Below are 20,647 nucleotides of genomic sequence, written 5' to 3'. Positions count from 1 at the left end.
ACGTGGACCGGCTCATCCCAGCCCGCCCGGAGTCTTAGAAACAACATCTGTCGCGCACGTTCTGGGGCAGATATTTCAATGCTTTTGGCTGGCGGAGCAAAAGCCTTCTCCTCCAGCGCAACCTCGACGGTCTCCCAATGGCTTTCACCTGTCTCATCTGCGAAAAGTCTGAAATATCTCACCGTTCACTCCCAACATGCCTTTGCTCCCATCCGACACTGAATTCCTTCGAAGACACCGTGGAACGCCTGCAAAAAAACATGCCGGGCGAACTCATAGGCTGCAAGGCAAAACCATCGTCCAGTTGTTTTGTAGTTCGGTTCGCCTTTCTGCCCTCAAAGGGCTGGGCATTTTGTGGCGTCACCCAAAATCAACCCGCCCTTGCCTAAAATCACTTGTGACGTCAGGTCGGATTGGCCGGGCGCTCTCCGCGCATTCTTGTGAGTGCATCCAGTTACCCCCATATCGAAAAGGAAAGGAGACGACCATGACTCAGGCAACCCTGGCGACGGTCTTCGGCTGGATGACGGTCTTGAATATCAGTATCTTACTCCTCAGCACATTGATGGTGGTTGCCTTGCAAGACCGGATCGCGACCATTCATGGCAACATGTTCGGTATGGAAAAGACAGAGGTCAAAAAGGCCTATTTCCGATATCTGGCCAATTACAAGGTTTTGACGCTGGTCTTCTGCCTTGTGCCGTGGGTGGCGTTGAAACTGGCCTGATCCCGTGATCGATGTGGTGGCCACCTCATGGCCTCCGATTATTGTATCGCCGGACAAGTGTTGCTACCTCAAGGCCAAGTCACTCACACGGAGCCCACGCATGGACCAACAAACCGAAATCGAAGTTCAGGCCGCAGCCTTCCGCCGCCTTCAAAAACACCTGATGGAAGATCGCACGGACGTACAGAATATCGACCTGATGAATCTTGCCGGGTTCTGCCGCAACTGCCTTGCACGCTGGTATCAGGAAGCGGCCAACGAAAAGGGCATCGAAATGGACAAGAACGAGGCCCGCGAGATCTACTACGGCATGACCATGGACGAGTGGAAAACCAACTACCAGACCGAAGCCAGCCAAGAGAAACAGGCTGCCTTCAAGGTCGCGTTCGAGGAAAACGTCCTCAAGAAGGGCTGAACACTATACCACGCGCAGCCAGGTCGTCGAATGCGGCCGCGTCGACACCAAATTCCTCCAATATGGCGCGGCTGTCCGCGCCATGGGCGCGGGGTGGGTTGGTCAATGCAGGCGCTCCGAAATCGTAGGTGAAGCCCGCCACGGGAAACCTGCGATCATCCACCTTTTGAATGACGTTTCGCGTGGCCAGCTGCGCCTCGTCTAACGTTTCTTCCAAACTCCGTACACGAGCCGCCGGCACGTGGTGTGCGTTGAGCACCTGCTCCCATTCCTCAGCCGTTCGTGAAGCCATGGCCTGCGCGATTGCGGCGGAATCCGCCTCTCGTCGTTTGCCGATTTCAGCGCGGGGCGTTTGCAAGATTTCTTCGGCAAGCTCATGCTTGCCGATCGCCCGCATCAGGTTCGCCATCTGAGTATTGGTGTATGCTCCGATCATCAGCAAACCGTCCGCAGTTTCGAATGTCGCATAGCCGGCAAGCGAAGGGTCGTTGTTACCATGTGGTTTTGGCGCCTTGCCAGTTGCCAATGCGGTCATCGAGTTAGAGTTCATCATCATCAACGCGCAGTCGGTCATTGCCACGTCGATCCTCCGTCCCTGCCCTGTCGTCGCGCGCCCAAAAAGCGCCGCTGAAATCGCCAGCGCGGCCTGCGCCCCGGTTCCGTAATCTACCATGGCCGGTCCGACACGAATTGGGGTGCCGTTCACCTCGCCATTGGCGGTCATGACCCCTGTATAGGCCTGTATTACCACGTCATAGGCCGGATGGCCTGCCTTCGGCCCTGTCGCACCGAACCCGCTGATGGCGCAATAGATCAGATCAGGTTTCAAGGCCGCTAGCCGATCATATCGCAATCCCAAAGCTTCGACCGCGCGGGCCGTATAGTTTTGCACCACGACATCTGCGGTTCGAACCAGCCGGTCAAAGATCTCCCGACCCTCGTCCGATTTCAGATCAAGCGCCAAGGTGCGTTTCCCAGCCCCCTGCGCTTGAAACCCCAACCCCATGCCAATGGCGTTCAGCGCTGCATCCGCGCCCTCCGCACGGGTCATGTCGGGTTGCGTCACCGGTTCTATCTTTATGACCTCGGCCCCAAGAACGCCAAGTTGAAAGGTACAAAACGGTCCCGCATAGACATGCGTAAGATCAAGCACTCGTATTCCCTCGAATGGCTGCATGTTCCGCCCCTCCCACATTGAACCTAGGGGCGAGGGATTTCGTACACTGGGCAGTTTGCGCCAACTCGCTGTCGCATTCATTCCGAAGGACGCAGAAACGCACAAATACTGTTTGGAAAGCGACCTGACAGTCGCGGACAATCTGTCATATCCTTACTGCAAACATCAGGCGTCCCGAGGTGATCATGCCCAATCCATTGCCAACCTATTTTATCTCGCATGGTGGCGGTCCATGGCCATGGCTGCCTGACATGCGCCAACGGTTCAAGGAACTGGAAACGTCTCTGGCACGGATGCCACAAGATATTGGCGAAAGGCCTAAAGCGGTCCTGATGATCTCGGGACACTGGGAAGAAAGCGATGCATATGCTGTCATGTCATCCCCCCGACCGCCCATGGTGTATGACTATTTCGGTTTTCCGCCAGAGACCTATGAAATCGTTTATCCGGCACCCGGTGCTCCTGATCTGGCACGGCGCAGTGCTGATCTGATGTCGGCAGCAGGTCTGCCGGTTCGGCTGGACGACACTCAAGGGTTCGATCACGGAACATTCGCGCCGATGGCGGTGATGTATCCTGAAGCGAATATGCCGACCTTTCAGATCTCTCTGCGCAGTCACTATGACCCGGCAGAGCATCTGGCACTTGGCCGCGCCCTTGCCCCATTGCGCGATGATGGCGTGCTGATCGTCGGTTCCGGCCTCAGCTATCACAACCTGCGCCTGATGGGACGCGAGGGGGAAAAGCCCTCGGCGGAATTCGACGCCTGGCTCGACGCAGCACTTGGACTTGAACCGGATGCCAGAACGCAAGCAATGCTGAATTGGGAAAGCGCTCCGTCCGCGCGCACCTGTCACGCGCAGGAGGACCATCTGGTGCCGCTTTTTGTGGCGCTGGGGGCCGCCGAAGAGGCCCCCGCAAAACGCGTGTATCACGAAACCCAGTTTTTCGGCTCGCTTACCGCGTCAAGCTATCGGTTCGGTTGAGCGGCAACTCAGATTGCCTCTTTGCGGGCTTCGTCCAGATAAATCTCGCGCAGACGTCGGGCGATCGGTCCGGGTGTGCCATCCCCCAGTCGCACTCCGTCGATCTCGACAACCGGCATGACAAAGGCGCTTGCCGAAGTGGTGAATGCCTCGTCCGCTTCTTTCGCTTCGTCGATGGTGAACAGGCGTTCTTCGATCTCCATCTGCGCCTCGGCAGCCAGACGCAGCACCGCTTTGCGGGTGATCCCGTGCAGGATGTCGTTCGACAGCGGCCGAGTCACGATCTTGCCGGCCTTGACGAAATAGGCGTTATTCGAGGTGCCTTCGGTCACGAACCCATCCTCGATCATCCAGGCGTCGTCGCAGCCCGCCGCCTTGGCCATCATCTTGCCCATCGACGGATACAAAAGCTGGACCGTCTTGATGTCGCGACGGCCCCAGCGGATATCTTCGATCGAAATGATCTTGTTGCCTTTAGCCGCCGCCGGGCTGTCGGCCAGACCAGGCTTGTTTTGGGTGAACAGAACGATCGTCGGCTTGGTATCGGCCGACGGAAACACGAAATCCCGATCCCCGTCGGAGCCGCGGGTTACTTGCAGGTAAACCAAACCCTCGTCGATTCCGTTCAGCTTCACCAGTTGGCGATGAACTTCCAGCAACTCGTCCTTGCTGCAGGGCTCGGCCATGTCCAGTTCGTCCAACGACCGCTTTAGGCGCACCGCGTGGCCCTCAAAGTCGATCAGCTTGCCGCCCAGAACGCTGGTCACCTCATAGACCGCGTCGGCCATCAGAAACCCCCGGTCAAAGATCGAGACTTTTGCCTCGTCCTCAGGCAGGTATTCTCCATTCACATAAACGGTGCGGGTCATGTCTTGTGTCTCCTCAGCCCCAGAGCGCCGCTTTGGGCGGGTACACTCCGGCATCATCAAAAATCAACGGGGTGTCGCGGTCTTCGGCCAACAACAGCGGGCCGTCAAGATCTGTCACCATCGCGCCCTGAGCCACCAGTGTCGCAGGGGCCATCGCCAGTGAACTGCCCACCATGCACCCCACCATGATGTCGTACCCCTCGGCCAACGCGGCTGCGCGCAGCTTCAACGCCTCGGTCAGACCGCCGGTCTTGTCCAGCTTGATGTTAACCACATCGTATTTGCCCTTGAGCGAGGGCAGGCTGGCACGGTCATGACAGCTCTCGTCGGCACAGACCGGCACCGGGCGATCCATCCCGATCAGCGCTTCGTCCTGCCCGGCTGGCAAGGGCTGTTCGACCAATGCAACACCCAGTCGCACCAGATGCGGCGCGAGGTCAGCATACACCTCGGCGGTCCATCCCTCGTTTGCGTCAACGATGATTTTTGCGTTCGGCGCACCCGCACGGACTGCTTCCAGCCGCGGCATGTCGTCGGGCGTACCCAGCTTGATCTTCAGCAAAGGCCGATGGGCATTTTTGGCTGCCTGCGCCTGCATCGCCTCGGGCGTGTCCAAAGACAGCGTGTAAGCGGTGATTTCCGGTCCCGGCTCCGGCAGACCTGCCAGCTCCCAAACCCGCTTGCCTGTCCGCTTGGCTTCCAGATCCCACAAAGCGCAATCCACCGCATTGCGCGCCGCACCAGCAGGCAACAGGTCCATCAACCCTTCGCGCGTAAACTCCGCAGGCAACCCGACAATCTCGGCTTCGACCGTTTCCAGTGTCTCGTCGTAGCGCGCATAAGGCACGCATTCGCCCCAACCTTGATGCGCACCGTCTGTCACCCGCACCGTCAACACCTTGGCTTCGGTCCGCGACCCGCGTGAGATGGTGAACACCTGCGCCAGCCGGAACACGTCGCGAGAGACTTCGATCTGCACTCGCCTGCTCCTTCATCTTTTTCCAAATACTCCCGCCGGAGGCGGCCATACTCCGCCACCGGCGAGCCGCTTGCATCACATCGCGGCGAGCGCGTCCACCAGCTTGTCGGACCCAAACCTGAATGGATCGGTCGCAGGCAACCCCATATCGGCCTCAATCTGCGCCAGATAGGCCTTGGCGTCGCCTTCGCCCATGTGCTGGGTATTTACCGAAACACCCACCACTTTGCAGTCAGGGTTAGCCACCAGAGCCAAGTTCAGCGCGGTATCGCGCAGCGCTTCGAGCGTCGGCAACTGATAGGTCGGAAGGCCGCGCATGTGCTCCCGCGTGGGTTCGTGGCACAAGATCAGCGCATCCGGCTGACCGCCATGAATCAGCGCCATGGTGACGCCCGAATAGGAAACGTGGAACAGGCTGCCCTGCCCTTCGATCAGGTCCCAGTGATCGTCGTCATTGTCCGGGGTCAGCCATTCCACCGATCCGGCCATGAAATCGGCGATCACCGCATCCAGTGGCACACCGTCACCGGTGATCAGGATGCCGGTCTGCCCGGTAGCGCGGAAGCTCGACTTCATGCCGCGCTCGCGCATTTCCTTGTCCATTGCCAGCGCTGTATACATCTTGCCCACTGAGCAATCGGTGCCAACCGCCAGGCACCGCTTGCCCTTGCGCTTGATGCCGTTGGCAATCGGGTAATCTACCGAAGGCACGCGCACGTCATGAAGGGTCCGTCCACAAGCTTCGGCTACGGCCACCAGATCCGGCTCGTTGCGCAAAAGGTTGTGCAAGCCCGAAGCCAGATCAAACCCTTCCTCCAGCGCCATGACCAGAACTTTCTTCCATTCCTGGCTGATCACACCACCCCGGTTGGCCACGCCAATTACCAGCGTCTTGGCCCCTGCCTCGCGCGCTTCGACCAGATCCATGTCCTTCAGACCCAGATCGGCCTTGCAACCGTCCATACGGAATTGACCCACGGCGTTTTCCGGACGCCAGTCCTTGATGCCGACGGCAACCTTGGCCGCCAGTTGGTCGGGCGCATCGCCCAAAAACAGCAGATACGGTGTCTCGATCATTGCGGTGCACTCCTTTGTTTCCGGCGAACCCTATTGAAGCGCCGTTACGAGCGTTTCGCGTATTTCCCCGCTCACTTCACTCAAAGCGAAGATCATTGCACGATCTGCGATAATCACGCAAGAATCTTCGAAGTTTTCAAACTGATTAATCTTTGATCACCTTGACAGCGCCTTATCTTGATGGATGCTGCGATTGCATTGCTGCGCACGCATAATGACGCTTGCGCAAGTGCGCGCAATTTAATACCTCATTCTGCAAGAAAATCGCAATTTCCTTACTCAATGAGGTCAACCGATGAGTTTCCGCATACAGCCCGCCGCCCCTGCGCGCCCCAATCGTTGCCAGTTGTTCGGTCCCGGCTCCAACACCAAGCTGTTTCCAAAAATGGCGGCGTCGGCAGCGGATGTCATCAACCTCGATCTTGAAGATTCGGTTGCGCCTTCGGACAAAGATACTGCCCGCGCCAATGTGATCGAGGCGCTGAACACCCTCGATTGGGGCAACAAGACCATGTCGGTGCGCATCAACGGGCTGGATACACCCTATTGGTACCGCGATGTGGTGGACGTGCTGGAACAGGCGGGTGATCGGCTGGATCAGATCATGATCCCCAAGGTGGGTTGCGCCGCCGATGTCTATGCCGTCGACGCGCTGGTCACCGCCATTGAACGCGCCAAGGGCCGGACCAAGCCGATCAGTTTCGAAGTGATCATCGAATCCTCTGCCGGCATTGCCCATGTCGAGGAAATCGCAGCCTCCTCCCCCCGTTTGCAGGCGATGAGCCTGGGCGCGGCTGATTTTGCCGCCTCGATGGGGATGCAGACCACCGGCATCGGTGGCACGCAGGAAAATTATTATATGTTGTGCAATGGCGAAAAGCACTGGTCAGACCCGTGGCACTGGGCCCAGGCCGCCATCGTTGCTGCTTGCCGCACCCACGGGGTGTTGCCGGTGGACGGACCGTTCGGAGATTTCTCGGATGACGAAGGCTATATCGCGCAAGCCAGACGTTCAGCCACGCTCGGAATGGTCGGCAAATGGGCGATCCACCCCAAACAGATTGCGCTGGCCAATCAGGTTTTCACCCCGTCCGACGAAGCGGTGACCGAGGCCCGCGAAATCCTTGCCGCAATGGAGCAGGCCAAGGCCAAAGGCGAAGGTGCTACTGTCTACAAGGGTCGCCTGGTTGACATCGCTTCGATCAAGCAGGCCGAGGTGATCGTGGCCCAGGCAGAACTGATTTCCGCAAACGGCTGACGCCCATATCGAGATTTTGCGAAAGGGCGTCCATCGGGCGCCCTTTTCTGATAGGTTTCCAAGTATGACCGAGTTGACATTGTTTCATACCGCCGCAGTGCATTGCGCCACCTTTGACGCTCTTTCGGCGCGGATCGCGCCGGATGCAAAGCTGACGCATGTTGTGCGCCCTGACTGGCTGGACCGGGGCTTGCACGGGATCAATGCCGAACTGGCGTTGGAAATCCACTCGGCCATCTTCACTGCGCCAAACGCGATTTGCACCTGTTCGACAATCGGCGAGATCGCTGCGCGGGCCGGGGCACTGCGCGTCGACTGGCCCATGATGCAAGAGGCCGCATCAACCGGAGGACCGGTCCTGATGGCTTATTGTCTGGACAGCACGCGCGAACCTTCGACCCGGTTGTTGACCAAAGCCTTTGCCGAGATCGGACTGGAACCCAACATCCGTGAGTTGCCGCTTGCCCATCTTTGGGTGCATTTTATCTCGGGCGATACCGAAGCCTTTGCCAAACGCATTGCCGTGCAGCTGTCGCGCGCACTGGAAATTGCCCCGGACACAGCTTGTGTCGTATTGGCACAGGCCTCTATGGCCGGGGCAACGGCACATCTGAATTGCGGCATTCCGGTACTCAGCGCACCCGAATCCGCATTGCGCGCAGCACTTGGCCTTTCCCCAAAATGACGAACGGGGCCAAATGGCCCCGCTTGCTTTGATCACTCAAGTTGGTCAATGACCAAAGACGTCGTTCGGCACCCATTTGAGCTTGTCACCCTTCTTGCCCCATTTCATCATCAGGCACGCAGTGCTGTATTTCTGAAAATAGACGATGCTCAGATCATACCAGCCCGCTTTTGGCACTTCGACATCCACGCGCTGATTGGCTTCGCAGGGTTGGCGGCTGGAAAAATATCCAACCTGCTGCCCGCCGATATTCGCATCGATTCCATCGTTCGACCAGGTTTCCAGCGTATAGGTTCCCGGCGCGTCGAACCGGATATACCCTTTGATGTCAGCAGCAACATTCATCGCCTGATCGAAGGTCATGACAGGCTCGCCCTCATCGGTGTCTCGGTAGTCGAGACCGCTGAGCGGCAAGCCCGGTTTGGCGTCGGCAATCATGCTTTTGGCGGCACTGATCGACTGAATCTGCGCGGGCGGATCACCCGCCCAGGCATATTTCACCGCAAGCCCCGCCTTGGGATTCGACGGCTGTGGGCTTGCGGGAGTAAGCGTCAGGGTCTCGGCCGAGGCCGTGACAACCATTCCCAGTGCAAGAACTCCGGCCAACCCGGTAACGACAGATTTCATCATCAACTCCCTGTTGGGTGCGTCGCCGCCGGTTTCCCCCGGTCTTTCACAACGCCATCAACAAAAGCCTATTCGGCAAGTTTTCACTCGGCAAGTCCGACGTGATCACTTTTCCAGCACACATGTTTTCAAGGTTTTGAAAGCGCCGAAATTAATCACCCCGCAACTAACGCAAAAAAGATCAGAAGGTTCCCGTATGGAACTTGTGGCGGCTTCAAAGAACCTCAGATCAACCAAAGTCCAAAACCGCCGAGGTGTTTCTTGCCACTCGCCCAACACACCGTCGACATCCTATTCGGGTAACTTAAATCTTGCCGAGTTGCATCTTGGGCGACCTCGGGCCATATAACGCGGAGATTCCGCTTTGAGAGACGTCATGACCCAGTATCTGGATTTCGAGAAACCGCTGGCTGAAATCGAAGGCAAGGCCGAAGAGTTACGCGCGCTGGCCCGGGCCAACGAAGAAATGGACGTGGCTGACGAAGCGGCGGCGCTGGATGCCAAGGCTGCCAAGATGATGGACGAGTTGTACAAGGATCTGACACCCTGGCGGAAATGCCAGGTGGCACGCCATCCGGAACGACCTCATTGTCAGGACTATATCAAAGCGCTGTTCACAGAATACACGCCCCTGGCCGGGGACCGAAACTTTGCCGACGATCTTGCCGTGATGGGCGGGTTGGCGCGTTTCGACGACCAACCGGTCATGGTGATCGGCCACGAAAAGGGAAGCGACACCAAGTCGCGGATCGAACGCAACTTCGGCATGGCCCGGCCCGAAGGATACCGCAAGGCCGTACGCCTGATGGAAATGGCAGGCCGATTTGGCCTGCCGGTTATCACTCTGATCGACACTGCTGGCGCCTACCCCGGCAAGGGCGCCGAAGAGCGCGGCCAGTCCGAAGCAATCGCCCGCTCGACCGAGATGTGCCTCAAGATCGGCGTACCGCTTGTTTCGGTCATCATCGGCGAGGGTGGCTCGGGCGGGGCGGTTGCGTTCGCCACCGCCAACCGCGTGGCGATGTTGGAACACTCGGTTTATTCGGTGATCTCTCCCGAAGGTTGCGCCTCGATCCTGTGGAAGGATGCCGAAAAAATGCGCGAGGCCGCCGAAGCGCTGCGCCTGACCGCGCAGGACTTGCACAAGCTGGGCGTGATCGATCGGATCATTACCGAACCAAAAGGCGGCGCGCACCGGGATAAACACAGCACCATCGAGGCCGTCAGCAAGGCGATTGCCACCATGCTGACGGAACTGGGCGGCAAGGACAGCGCGACCCTGATCAAGGACCGCCGTCAGAAGTTCCTGGATATCGGGTCCAGGGGACTCGCGGCCTGAGCCGCGCCGCTAGCCTCGACGCAGCATCAGTAACAGCTCGGCAGATGGCTGGCCTGTCACCGTCAGGTTGTTGGCGCGCTGATAGGCACTGATTGCCGTCGTGGAGTTCGACCCGATCACCCCATCCGCACCTTGCGTGTCAAACCCGGCGGCAGTCAGGCGTTGTTGCAACTCCTTGCGGTCATCCAGCGTCAACCCGGTTTCATCGGGACCAAAGGATGCGTTGAACGGTCCGCCTCCGGCGATCCGGTCGGACAGGTGGCCCACACCAATCGCATAGCTGTCCGAGTTGTTGTATCGCTTGATAACCCTGAAATTCTGGAAAACCGCAATCTGTGGTCCGGGCACCTGCGGCTGCAAGGTGGCAATCGGTGTTCCCGAACGGGCCGCGGCAGAGCCAATCTCGCCGCCCCAGGGCTGCCCCCGAACCCACCCTGAGCGCGCCAGATACGCCGCCGTCGAGGCCAGCGCATCGGTAGGATCCTCTGACCAGATATCGCGCCGTCCGTCGCCGGTGAAATCGACGGCATAGGCCAGATAAGACGTCGGGATGAATTGCGTGTGCCCCATCGCTCCCGCCCAACTTCCGGTCATGTTCCGGGGCGCTGTATCCCCGTTCTGAACGATCTTCAGTGCCGCAACCAGCTGGCTTTCAAAGAATGCGCCGCGCCGCCCGTCATAGGCCAGTGTCGACAGTGCCGAGACCACCGGCACATCACCACGACGCGCGCCATAGCGGCTTTCGAGCCCCCAGATGGCAACGACAACTTCCTTGTCCACGCCGTAGTGCGACTCGATCTGCGACAGGGTACTGCCGTGGCGTTGCAGCATCTGTCGGCCGGTGTTGATGCGCTCGTCCGAGGCAGCGATGGCCAGATAATCCTCCAGCGAGCGTTTGAATTCCGTCTGGTTGCGGTCCCGCTCGATCACCTCGGGCAGATAGCCGGCCTCCTGAAACGCTGTGTTGATCGTGGATTGGGAAATACCCTGCGCTGACGCACGGTTCTTGAAACTGGTCACCCAGGCCTCCCAGCCCGCATTCGGCACCGCGCGCATCCGTGTGACTTGCGGTGTGGGCGCCACACCACCGCCCGAACAGGCGGTCACAAGCGTTGCGCCAACTCCAAGGGAAAACATCCGTCGATTGATCATTGCCCGGCCTGCTCTTTTTCTGATTTGCCTTTGCCCCAGAATACAGCGATCAACTGCGCCACGCCAGAAGGCGTTTTTCCAAAAGCCCGATGGCCCAGCTCGTCAGAATGCCCAGCGCCGACAGAATGACAACTCCGGCAAAAAGTCGCTCAAGGTCATACAGCGCGCCTGCCTGAAGGATGTAGGCGCCGATGCCAAATTCGGCGCCCAGCATCTCGGCTGCGACCAAGAGAATGATGCCGATTGCCAGTGAAACGCGCAGTCCGGACAGGATTCCGGGTAGTGCGCCGGGCAGGACGATCTTGCGGACGATGCTGTTCCAGCCAAGGCCAAAGCTTTGCCCCATGCGGATCAGGTTGCGGTCGACATTGTCCACCGCGCCATAGGTGGAGACCACCGTAGGCGTGAAGGTGCCCAGCGCAATCAGGGCGTATTTCGACCCCTCGTCGATACCGAACCAGATCACGAAAAGCGGCAGCAGCGCGATCTTGGGGATTGGAAAAATCGCGGCCACCAAAGGCACCAGCCCGGCCCGCACGTAAGAGAACAGACCGATCATGACACCAACGCAGATCCCTGCGCTTACACCCATCGCCGACCCCACAAGAAGCCGCGTCACCGAGGGAAGCAGATGCGTCCACAACGCGCCTGAACGGGCCAGTTCCATCAACGTGGCCCCCACGTCCGAGGGGCGCGGAAGGGTCAGGTTCGAGATCCAGCCAACCCGCGTTCCCCATTCGATAAGTACTAGCAATACAATGAAAACCGCAGCTCCTGCACCGCGTTTTGAAACCGGCGAAAAGCCACCGCCGCGAAACGGGACAGGGCGTGAAGCGTCAGGCATCGGCCAACTCCTGATCCGCCGCCAGCGCCTCTTCGCGCATCAGGTCCCAGAGCCGCTTTTGCAGCGCTTCGAGGTCGGAATCTCCGGCCTCTCTTTCGGTCAGCGGCGTGTCGATAGCGATCACTTCGCGCACCCGTCCGGGGCGGCGCGACAGGACTGCGATGCGGTGACCCAGACGCACCGCCTCGGCCAGGTTATGGGTGACATATACGGCTGTGAATGGCTGCCGTGACCACAGTGAAATCAGGTCTTCCATCAACAGTTCGCGGGTCTGCGCGTCCAGCGCGGACAGCGGTTCATCGAGCAGCAGAACCGCCGGGTTGACCGCCAGTGCGCGAGCGATTGCGACGCGCTGCTTCATGCCGCCGGACAACTGTCTGGGCAGTGCATTTGCGAAATCTGTCAGTTTTGTACGCTCCAGAACATCCGATATGCCATTTTGTACAACTCGCGACGGCAGCCGGTGATCCTCCAGCACCAGTGAAATGTTCCCCGCCACGCTGCGCCACGGCAGCAGGGCAAAGTCCTGAAACACGAAAGTCAGGGGGTTGAGGCATCCGTCGGGAACCTCGCCCGATTGCAACACCTGCCCCTGTTCCGGCTGTTCCAGTCCGCCGATCATCCGCAGCAAGGTGGACTTGCCGCAGCCCGAGGGGCCGACCACGCACAGGATTTCACCCGCAGGGATGTGCAGCGAGACATCGTCAAGCACCAGCATGTCACCATAGCGGTGCGTCAGGTTCCGGATTGTCAGTTCCATGAAGAAATCGGGCGGGTGGCCCCGCCCTGCCCGCTCAGATCATCTGGACATATGACGGATCAACCAGAATGTCGCTGGTGATCTCTGGCTTGATCAGCCCTTCGGACTTGAACCAGCTCAACTGGTCCTCGACCGAGGCCATGTTCAGCGCCGCGCCCTGATTGATACGCATCGCGCCGTTGCGGATCGACGGTGCGGCCTTTTCATAGGGGCGGTCGGTGTAGACGTATTTGTGGATCAGCTGCACCATATCCTCGGCGGCTTCGTCACCGGCTGTGCTGTCGACCAGCGCGGCGTTGAAATCATCCGCCCCGCGCGAAAAGGCGCGCAGGAAAGCCTCGGTCTGGGCGCGTTCGTTGGCGGCATTGTCTGCCGAAGTGAACACGGTCGTGACCTGATAGTCGGGGATGTAGTCGGCAACATTGCCGATCACCTGAACCGCACCACCACCTGCCAGAGCCTTGGCGATGTGGGGCACGATCGACCATGCATCCACCTGCCCCGATTTCATCGCGCCAATGATCGCGCCGACCTTCTGCAGCGGGGTGAAGCTGACCGAGACACCCTCGGCGGCCGCGATCCTGGACCCCATGTAGTGAAAGGACGATCCCGGTTGCGTGACCGCGAATTTCTTGCCGTCCAGCGCCGCCGGGCTGGTCAACCCGGCCTCGTAAGCGGCATTCGAGGCCAGGATCATCTGGCCGTCGATGCCCTGCTCTTCGCTGAGAGCGCCGCCGATCACCCTGGTTGCGCCTTTTTCGGCAAGGCTGATCAAACCACCCGAGATCGCCGTCACTGCATAGTCCGCATCGCCACTGGCAATCGCCACCGCCATCGGTTGCGCCGCCTCGAAAAAGCGGAACTCGATATCCAGCCCCTCGTCCGAGAAATAGCCGCGCTCGTAGGCAACAAAAGACGCGGCATGGCTGGTAAAGCGCAACGCGCCGACCGTCATCTTGGTGTTGGCAAGGGCCGGAGTTCCCAAGGCGGGCAGCGCCGCTGCGCCCCCCATCAATCCCAAGGCGCCGCGGCGGGTGAAGTGTGTCATGGTCTCTCTCCCCTATTGTTCGAAGGATAATGTCTCAGATAGGGACATCATCCAAGCCCTGTCCGCCATTCGCTGCGCCGGCTGAGGTGACCGGCGCGGGTGAATTTGGAGATTTGGCCGATTCGAGTGACACTGACCGGACAGAAAAGAGACCGGGGAGCGCCATGTCAGATCCGTATTCCAACCTCGCAGCGCAGGACCACGCCGTTCAATCCACGATCGCGGATGCGATGGAGGCGCGTTGTCTTGACCCGTCGCAGGTCGCGATACGCGAAGCTTATCTGCGCGGGATGAAACTGCCGTCCGGCGCATTTGCGGTGGAGCTTGGGTCGGGTACCGGCCATGTGACACACGACCTGATCAAGGTTGCCGGGGCCGCCAGCGCGTTGGGGATCGAGCCCTCACCGGTCATGGTCGAGCGGGCGCGCGCGCAGTTCGCGGCCGAGCCGAACCTGAGTTTCCAGACCGGTGATGCCAGAGACACCGGGTTGCAGGACGCATCCGTGGACATGGTCTTGATGCACACGCTGTTATGTCATGTCCCCACCCCTCGCGATGCGATTGCCGAGGCATTCCGCATCCTCAGGCCGGGCGGCGTGCTGGCGATCTGTGATGGGGATTACGACACCGCCACGGCCCAGATCGGCGATTACGACCCTTTGGACCAGATCGTCCGGTTCATGATCAACCAGAATGTCACCAACCTGTGGATCATGCGTCAGGTGGGCGATCTGCTGACGCATGCAGGGTTCGAGCCAGGCACGCGACAAGGGCATGGATATGTGGCCGAAGGCGAGGCCGGGTATTTCATGACGGTAATTGACCGGGGCGCGGACAGGATGGCCGAGACCGGATTGTTGTTCCCGGAAACGGCGGCGGCCCTGAAAGCGGAGGCCCGGCAGCGGCTGCAGGCCAACAGGTTTTTCGGCTTCATGTCCTATGTCAGCCAGATCGCCACAAAGCCCTGAATGCTGTCGGTCAGGTGACCAGCAGCCGCAACCCCTGGGTGACGTCGGAACGGACCGCCAAACGCAACCCCGGTTCGTCGCCTGCCTTGAGCGCGGCGATGATCAGCCGGTGATAATGCGGCGTATCGGTACGTTGCAGCCGCCCGTAAAGCGCGCGCATGGTCGGGCCAAGCTGTAGCCAGACGGTTTCGGCGATGGCCAGCATCGCCGGCGCCTGCGCCCGCAGATAGAGCGTGCGGTGAAATTCCAGATTGGCGCGGATATAACCCACCCCGTCACGCTTGGTGACCATTTCGGCCACGTTCATGTTGATCGCCTGCAACCGGTCGATCAGCGCCATATGCGCACGCGGCAGGGCGCGGCTGGCCAGTTCCACCTCGAGCAGGGCGCGCAGGGCGGCCAGCTCCTCGATCCGGTCGTTGGTCAGCTCTGGCGTCGAGACCCGGCCCGAAGAGGACAGGAACAACGCGCCTTCGGCGGCAAGGCGCCGCACCGCTTCGCGCGCAGGCGTCATCGAGACACCGAATTCCTTGCCGATCCCGCGCAGGGTCAAGGCGTGCCCCGGAGGGATTTCGCCATGCATGATCCGCGACCGCAGGACCCGGTAGATCCGGTCATGCGTGGCGGATTGGATGTCGGTCTGGCGTGCGCTCAACATCCGTTCATGTGATCACAAATTCGCCCAAGGTCAACTCACACCTGCGTCGAAACGATAACGATGCAGGCTGCTGCCATTGTCGCGCAGCCAATTTCGGGGAGCGTCATACGGGCCAAAGATCCGCTCGACCTGGGCCCAGAACGCGCGGGAGTGATTCATCTCGGCCAGATGCGCCACTTCGTGCGCGGCAACATAGTGCAGCACGTCGGGCGGGGCGAGGATCAGCCGCCACGAAAACATGAGCGCCCCTTCGGAGTTGCACGATCCCCAGCGCGAGCGCGTGTCCCGCAATGTCAGCCGCACGTAGCGCCGGCCAATCATGGCGGCATAGTCGTCACAGGCCCCGGTCAGCCGGTCGCGGGCCAGTTCCTGAAGGTATCGCAACAGGCGGCGCTCTGCCTCGCCCTCGGGAACGGCGATTTCGTTCGCCCGCAACTCCACCCGCCGCCCGGTGGCGGGCACGATTCGCCGCAAGCTGCCCTCGACCGGGATGTCCTGCCCGTAGTGCAGCGCCACATGGTCGGGGCGTTTCTCAAGATGCTGGCGAATCCAGCCTTCTTTCGCGCGGGCGAAATCCAGTGCCTCTGCCTCGGGGATACCGGTGGGCAGGGTCAGCGTAACCCGCCCGTCCAGTTGGGAAATCCGAAGGCTGATACGCCGCGCCCGCGCCGAACGCCGCAGCGTCAGCGGCACGGCGGGATGCCCTGGCAATGCATGTCGTCCCAAGATGCGCCCCCTTTTGCGTAAAGGCTTTGACAGTCCCTACCGCATGTGGCAGGTGACCTGAATCGTCAACACGACTCAGCAGATATCAAGGGGATTCCACATGCCCAAGGAAGAATGGGGTGTAAAGCGCGTTTGCCCGACAACAGGCAAACGGTTTTATGACCTGAACAAGAACCCGATCGTCAGCCCCTATACGGGCGAGATCGTGGAACTGGACACCGGCAAGAGCCGGATGATCGCCGCCGATGCCGAAGATGCCGCATCGGTCAAGGCCCGCGAAGCCGTATCGGATGACGATCTTCTCGACGATGACGACGCCGTGGATGTCGATCTCGACGACGATCTGCTCGACGATGACGATGACGACGACAGCGTCTCGCTGGACGACATCACCGACGTGTCGTCGGACGACGAGTCCTGAACCGCCGCACGGGGCAGCAATGCCCCGCGCCGCACCCGCACGACCGTTGGGTCGCACGGGGTCAACGCCCGAAGATTTTGGCCTGATCGGTGTATTTTTGGCTTGCACTCTTCACCGGCGTTGCATAAACGTCCGTCCACCGCACAGGCGGTACGGCATGGGGCCTTAGCTCAGTTGGGAGAGCGCTTGCATGGCATGCAAGAGGTCAGGGGTTCGACTCCCCTAGGCTCCACCAAATTCTAGCAGTTCATCATGATAGGCAAACACTAGAGCGGTGTGACACACAGGTGTGACACAAGATGAAGCTGCAGAGTAGACGAATAGTCATTGTCAACTGATGCCCAGACTGCGAGTTCTCCAAAACCTCGCATCTGAGAGTTGAATTCGAGCAGTAGGGAGCGCACGTCAACGTGCCTTGTGATTGTCAAGCGATCATTTTAATATGCCGCGATGGGAAGACCGAAGTCATACTCTCGCAACGACGTGGTCGAAAAGGCCATGGGCGTGTTTTGGCAGAAAGGATACGTGGCGACGTCGATCAGCGACATAGTGCATGAAACCGGACTGAATACTGCCAGCATGTACAAGGAGTTCAAAGACAAGGACGGGCTGTTCCTTGAAACTTTGAGCCACTATCGTGGCCATGTGATTGGACCACGATACCAAATCCTGCGCGACAATCCCAACATGGTCGGCGTAGAGACGTTCCTGAAAAACGTCATGCTGGGTGCTGCCAAAACGGAATACAAGGGCTGCCTGATGATGAACCATCTGGCGCAAAAACATGCGATCAGCCCTGATGCCGCCGAACAGGTTGGCGCGTTCTGTGCAGAGATCGAATCATTGATTGAAACCGCCTTGAAAAACGCTCAGACCGACGGACAAATCGGGCCTGACAAAGACCCCAAGCAGCTTGCGAGTTTCATTGTGTTCTGCGTCCACGGCGCTGTTCTCTATGGACGGCATGACAATAAAAAGCGTGATATTTCAAATTTTTACAGCATGATCATGGCAACGCTGAAGACATAGGGGTGTGGGGTTGATAATTTTAAAGTGTCTTTTTTAAAATAAATGATTTAATAAAACCCCATGCGCCTCCCCGGCGAGCGCGACAAGCCGTTTTCGGCGCGACAGACATGGGAGAGAACAATGACAATTTCCGAATCCGCAATGGCGTTCTTTGATGCTTGTGAAACCGGCAAGGGCTGGCAGGTGTGCAAAGAGTATTGCCACGCCAACGCACCCTTTTCCTGCCAGGCGGACGCGTTGGCCGATATCTCGACGATAGAAGGTTACACTGCATGGACCGCCGGACTGTTGACGCCGGTTCCAGACGGTCACTACGTTCTCAAGTCGTTCTCGACCGACCACGAACGAAATATCGTGGTCGCCACATCGGTTTTCAAAGGGACCCAGACCGGCGAAGGTGGGCCAGTGCCGCCGACAGGTAACACAGTTGCTGCGGAGTATGCGTATGTCATGGAGTTCGAAGGCGACAAGATTGCCCGAATGACCAAGATCTGGAATGATGCTCACTCAATGAAGCAGCTTGGGTGGGGGTAGATGACAGCACACCACACAGGTTATCTGATGATCGCGGATATAACCGGCTACACCCGGTTTCTGACGTCATCTGAAATGGATCATGCCAATCCGATCCTGCAGTCTCTTTTGGGGGTTCTGTTTGAGCAGATTGGCGATCCGCTACACTTCTGGAAAACAGAAGGTGATGCTGTTTTGGCGTATTCGACGCGTCAGGATTTTCCTTCAGGAGAGACGTTTCTCACCATCTGCGAAAATCTCTACAACGCATTCACGCTCAGGCGGCAAAACATAATCGCCAACACAACATGCCCATGCCGCGCCTGCGCCAATGTTGAGGATCTCGATCTCAAGATCATTGCCCACCATGGCCGGTTCGACGAGATGCAACTGGGCCCCACCCGGGACATCTCCGGGTCGGATGTCATTCTTGTCCACAGATTGACCAAAACGGAAGTAGCCGAACATACCGGCATTCGCAGCTACGCCCTTTTCACTGAAGCGGCTGCAAAGGCCATGGACATCAGTGACATACTGGAACCTTATTCGCAGGAGATTGATCATTTTGGTCACGTCCGCTTGAGAGTCTTCGATCTGGCCAGGTCCTGGGAAAATATGCGCGCCAACCGACAGCGCGACTTTCTCGAAGAAGCGGATGGCGTGTGGACCATGCGGTACCATTTCGACGCGCCCATAGGCTTGGTGTGGGAAGCACTGGTCAGTCCTGAACACAAACTGAAGTGGATGAACCGGGTCGGAGAAATCCGGATGGAGAACCCGCTCGGTCGGCTCGGCCCCGGCTCCGGCTATCACTGTGCGCACGAAATGGCTCAGTTCTTCTATCGCGTCACGGATTGGGAACCGTTTGATTATTTCTCAACTCGCATTCTGGATCCTGCGCGTCCGAAAGTGAGCTTTCCGGAGACATATCATCTGACCGAAACGGACACGGGCACGGAACTAAGATACACGATGGGCAAGGCCACGGATGCGGATGGCACCCGTTCGGAGGTCTCCGAACAGGAATGTTCTGCGTTTCTTGCCGATTTTTGGGCGGTGTCATTTGCAGACATGAATGAGCAACTAGGCCGTTCCAGATAGCAAGGCGCAGCTCAGAACTTGAAAACATGTCCGAACCCTGAAGATCTTTCATATCAATTTCAGCTTTACCCCAAGATTGGTGAGTGTAGCCGCTCTCTTTGTTGCTCACGAAACGATTGACCACAACGCGAGCAGCGGCTGCAGCAATCTGGCCCATAGTCGACTGACCGGTATGGGCCGACTGTCCCTTTTGCCGTATGACAGAATGTAACAACCGCCAATGGTGGAGGGTCATCCTCTCCGCCGCTTTCCTTTCGTGGACCGGCGGGATTTGAACAAGCCAAACGCCCCTGGCCGTCTGGGCGAGGGCGCCGCCCTCCCCCTCGGGCAGACCTATTAGTCAGGGCCGTGTCCTCGGCTGAGCCTGCGGGCCGCACCACCCCTGTCGAATTGCATTGCCTCGCCCCCTCCCGCGTTCGCCACTTGGAAGATCGGCAGGAACAGCCAGCTTCGCTGTCTGATCTACAAATCAGCCCTGATTTTCCAAAAGGAAAGCCAGATCAAACGAAACTCGGTGCGGGAGTATGAAATGGGGGCGGCGTGTTAGTTTATGACGCAAAGGTCAATCAACTGATGTCCAACATCGGGGAGGCTTTCAAAGTCGAACGTTCACCTTGTTTCTGGTCCAACTGTGACGGTTGGGTCAGGTTCGTGTGACGTTCAACAATGTTGTGGAACGTCACTGATTTCTGACTCAATCGACTTCCAAAACCTCAACAAATCGGTATATCGCGTCATTCAATTCTGACCCAAACGTCAAGCATTTCTGACCCAATAACGATAGCCGCCATTCATTGACGCTGCGGCTAAGGTCTGTTGAGAGCCCAACCCGGTCATCCTGATTTCCTGCTGCGCGCGCACGCAGCGCAAAAGTTGCTGCTTATGTACCGTTCCGTGTGCTGTCATGCGGCGGGGAAACTGGTCTTTCGTGTCTCGTGCAGCGAGATTTGCCTGCCTAATTCACATGTCGCAGGACAAAGCGGACACACATGTACCTCCCATGAGGTCTGCCATCATAGGGTTATTTAATCCTGCTCTACGAAGCCGCAAATCGAAGTTGCTGGACAGGCACCTCAAAAAACCAACAAACTCTAGTCCACAATCCATTGTTCGATACCTATCGAAGCGATTGCGATGGTTGGAATGCAAGTCTCTGCCTATCGTGGCTACGACAAGAATGAACTACTCCCCAATGTTTGGACAGGTTTTGGCGTAGTTTAAGCTACTCTTTGCTCCTGCTGATCGGTTTGGGTTTCTTCTTTTCTCAGCCAATAGACCACGGCTGGGG

General features: G+C 58.7%; 22 protein-coding genes, 1 tRNA gene and 1 pseudogene. 12 read left to right on the top strand and 12 right to left on the bottom strand.

The window, feature by feature from the left end:
* A pseudogene (locus AC2FLX_RS19680) lies at positions 1 to 182 on the bottom strand (cupin); the annotation flags it as partial.
* A 305-nt stretch (positions 183 to 487) separates the two neighbouring features.
* On the opposite strand from AC2FLX_RS19680, the gene AC2FLX_RS19675 reads away from it, so the two are divergent.
* Positions 488 to 727 (top strand): DUF6868 family protein, encoded by a 240-nt coding sequence (locus AC2FLX_RS19675; RefSeq protein ID WP_480751492.1) that lies wholly within the window; start codon positions 488 to 490, stop codon positions 725 to 727.
* Positions 728 to 827: 100 nt separating this feature from the next.
* Positions 828 to 1,142, top strand: coding sequence for a DUF1244 domain-containing protein (locus AC2FLX_RS19670; protein ID WP_480751491.1), 315 nt, complete (start codon positions 828 to 830; stop codon positions 1,140 to 1,142).
* Here AC2FLX_RS19670 and AC2FLX_RS19665 read toward each other — a convergent pair.
* Positions 1,129 to 2,319, bottom strand: a complete 1,191-nt coding sequence (locus tag AC2FLX_RS19665; RefSeq protein ID WP_496748497.1) for a CaiB/BaiF CoA transferase family protein — start codon at positions 2,317 to 2,319, stop codon at positions 1,129 to 1,131. The genes AC2FLX_RS19670 and AC2FLX_RS19665 overlap by 14 nt on opposite strands.
* Positions 2,320 to 2,504: 185 nt before the next feature.
* On the opposite strand from AC2FLX_RS19665, the gene AC2FLX_RS19660 reads away from it, so the two are divergent.
* Entirely contained in the window at positions 2,505 to 3,305 is an 801-nt protein-coding gene (locus AC2FLX_RS19660; protein WP_496811246.1) for a DODA-type extradiol aromatic ring-opening family dioxygenase, read from the top strand.
* Between the two features lie 8 nt (positions 3,306 to 3,313).
* Here AC2FLX_RS19660 and AC2FLX_RS19655 read toward each other — a convergent pair whose 3' ends face one another.
* The 3 genes from AC2FLX_RS19655 to dgcN form a co-directional block, all read right to left on the bottom strand.
* Complete coding sequence (locus tag AC2FLX_RS19655) at positions 3,314 to 4,174, bottom strand: D-amino-acid transaminase (RefSeq protein WP_496748145.1); 861 nt, start codon at positions 4,172 to 4,174, stop codon at positions 3,314 to 3,316.
* A 13-nt stretch (positions 4,175 to 4,187) separates the two neighbouring features.
* Positions 4,188 to 5,153 (bottom strand): N-acetyl-D-Glu racemase DgcA, encoded by a 966-nt coding sequence (gene dgcA, locus AC2FLX_RS19650; protein WP_496807802.1) that lies wholly within the window; start codon positions 5,151 to 5,153, stop codon positions 4,188 to 4,190.
* Between the two features lie 75 nt (positions 5,154 to 5,228).
* The gene (gene dgcN / locus AC2FLX_RS19645; RefSeq protein WP_480751482.1) at positions 5,229 to 6,230 is read right to left on the bottom strand and encodes an N-acetyltransferase DgcN; all 1,002 of its coding nucleotides are present in this window, start codon (positions 6,228 to 6,230) and stop codon (positions 5,229 to 5,231) included.
* A gap of 295 nt (positions 6,231 to 6,525) precedes the next feature.
* Between dgcN and AC2FLX_RS19640 the strand changes: the two genes are divergently transcribed.
* Both AC2FLX_RS19640 and AC2FLX_RS19635 read left to right on the top strand, forming a co-directional pair.
* The gene (locus AC2FLX_RS19640; protein ID WP_496811245.1) at positions 6,526 to 7,488 is read left to right on the top strand and encodes an L-malyl-CoA/beta-methylmalyl-CoA lyase; all 963 of its coding nucleotides are present in this window, start codon (positions 6,526 to 6,528) and stop codon (positions 7,486 to 7,488) included.
* 64 nt (positions 7,489 to 7,552) lie between these two features.
* Positions 7,553 to 8,173, top strand: coding sequence for a hypothetical protein (locus AC2FLX_RS19635; protein WP_496748138.1), 621 nt, complete (start codon positions 7,553 to 7,555; stop codon positions 8,171 to 8,173).
* Positions 8,174 to 8,218: 45 nt separating this feature from the next.
* Here AC2FLX_RS19635 and AC2FLX_RS19630 read toward each other — a convergent pair whose 3' ends face one another.
* Positions 8,219 to 8,800 (bottom strand): PA14 domain-containing protein, encoded by a 582-nt coding sequence (locus AC2FLX_RS19630; RefSeq protein WP_496748136.1) that lies wholly within the window; start codon positions 8,798 to 8,800, stop codon positions 8,219 to 8,221.
* Positions 8,801 to 9,176: 376 nt separating this feature from the next.
* On the opposite strand from AC2FLX_RS19630, the gene AC2FLX_RS19625 reads away from it, so the two are divergent.
* A complete protein-coding gene (locus AC2FLX_RS19625) occupies positions 9,177 to 10,139 on the top strand; it encodes an acetyl-CoA carboxylase carboxyltransferase subunit alpha (protein WP_480751477.1) in 963 nt (320 codons plus the stop codon).
* Between the two features lie 9 nt (positions 10,140 to 10,148).
* On the opposite strand, the gene AC2FLX_RS19620 is transcribed toward AC2FLX_RS19625, so the two are convergent.
* Genes AC2FLX_RS19620 through AC2FLX_RS19605 form a run of 4 tightly spaced genes read right to left on the bottom strand, consistent with a single transcriptional unit; the run spans position 10,149 to position 13,943 of the window.
* Positions 10,149 to 11,291, bottom strand: a complete 1,143-nt coding sequence (locus tag AC2FLX_RS19620) for a lytic murein transglycosylase (RefSeq protein ID WP_496811244.1) — start codon at positions 11,289 to 11,291, stop codon at positions 10,149 to 10,151.
* Positions 11,292 to 11,340: 49 nt separating this feature from the next.
* Entirely contained in the window at positions 11,341 to 12,135 is a 795-nt protein-coding gene (locus tag AC2FLX_RS19615) for an ABC transporter permease (protein ID WP_496811243.1), read from the bottom strand.
* Entirely contained in the window at positions 12,128 to 12,895 is a 768-nt protein-coding gene (locus tag AC2FLX_RS19610; RefSeq protein ID WP_496811242.1) for an ABC transporter ATP-binding protein, read from the bottom strand. Before AC2FLX_RS19610 ends, AC2FLX_RS19615 begins: the two co-directional genes overlap by 8 nt.
* A gap of 34 nt (positions 12,896 to 12,929) precedes the next feature.
* Positions 12,930 to 13,943 (bottom strand): ABC transporter substrate-binding protein, encoded by a 1,014-nt coding sequence (locus AC2FLX_RS19605; RefSeq protein ID WP_496748127.1) that lies wholly within the window; start codon positions 13,941 to 13,943, stop codon positions 12,930 to 12,932.
* A 164-nt stretch (positions 13,944 to 14,107) separates the two neighbouring features.
* On the opposite strand from AC2FLX_RS19605, the gene AC2FLX_RS19600 reads away from it, so the two are divergent.
* Complete coding sequence (locus tag AC2FLX_RS19600; protein WP_496807796.1) at positions 14,108 to 14,911, top strand: methyltransferase domain-containing protein; 804 nt, start codon at positions 14,108 to 14,110, stop codon at positions 14,909 to 14,911.
* A gap of 10 nt (positions 14,912 to 14,921) precedes the next feature.
* Here the strand turns inward: AC2FLX_RS19600 and AC2FLX_RS19595 are convergent, their stop codons facing one another.
* Together AC2FLX_RS19595 and AC2FLX_RS19590 are read right to left on the bottom strand one after the other, a co-directional pair.
* On the bottom strand, positions 14,922 to 15,566 hold the full coding sequence (locus tag AC2FLX_RS19595) for a GntR family transcriptional regulator (RefSeq protein WP_496748123.1): 645 nt from the start codon (positions 15,564 to 15,566) through the stop codon (positions 14,922 to 14,924).
* 33 nt (positions 15,567 to 15,599) lie between these two features.
* Complete coding sequence (locus AC2FLX_RS19590) at positions 15,600 to 16,295, bottom strand: M48 family metallopeptidase (RefSeq protein WP_496811241.1); 696 nt, start codon at positions 16,293 to 16,295, stop codon at positions 15,600 to 15,602.
* 100 nt (positions 16,296 to 16,395) lie between these two features.
* Here AC2FLX_RS19590 and AC2FLX_RS19585 point away from each other — a divergent pair, with 100 nt between their 5' ends.
* The 5 genes from AC2FLX_RS19585 (at position 16,396) to AC2FLX_RS19565 (ending at position 19,359) form a co-directional block, all read left to right on the top strand.
* Positions 16,396 to 16,716 (top strand): TIGR02300 family protein, encoded by a 321-nt coding sequence (locus tag AC2FLX_RS19585; protein WP_480751465.1) that lies wholly within the window; start codon positions 16,396 to 16,398, stop codon positions 16,714 to 16,716.
* Between the two features lie 159 nt (positions 16,717 to 16,875).
* Positions 16,876 to 16,951 (top strand) — tRNA-Ala (locus AC2FLX_RS19580).
* A 215-nt stretch (positions 16,952 to 17,166) separates the two neighbouring features.
* Positions 17,167 to 17,745: a TetR/AcrR family transcriptional regulator gene (locus AC2FLX_RS19575; RefSeq protein ID WP_480751463.1), complete on the top strand. Its 579-nt coding sequence runs from the start codon at positions 17,167 to 17,169 to the stop codon at positions 17,743 to 17,745.
* 120 nt (positions 17,746 to 17,865) lie between these two features.
* A complete protein-coding gene (locus AC2FLX_RS19570; RefSeq protein WP_480751461.1) occupies positions 17,866 to 18,279 on the top strand; it encodes an ester cyclase in 414 nt (137 codons plus the stop codon).
* 75 nt (positions 18,280 to 18,354) lie between these two features.
* Positions 18,355 to 19,359 (top strand): DUF2652 domain-containing protein, encoded by a 1,005-nt coding sequence (locus tag AC2FLX_RS19565; protein WP_480751460.1) that lies wholly within the window; start codon positions 18,355 to 18,357, stop codon positions 19,357 to 19,359.
* The last annotated feature ends 1,288 nt before the right edge of the window (positions 19,360 to 20,647 follow it).

The organism is Ruegeria sp. YKSF57, from assembly GCF_059612585.1.
This window is presented reverse-complemented; position numbering and strand designations above follow the sequence as displayed.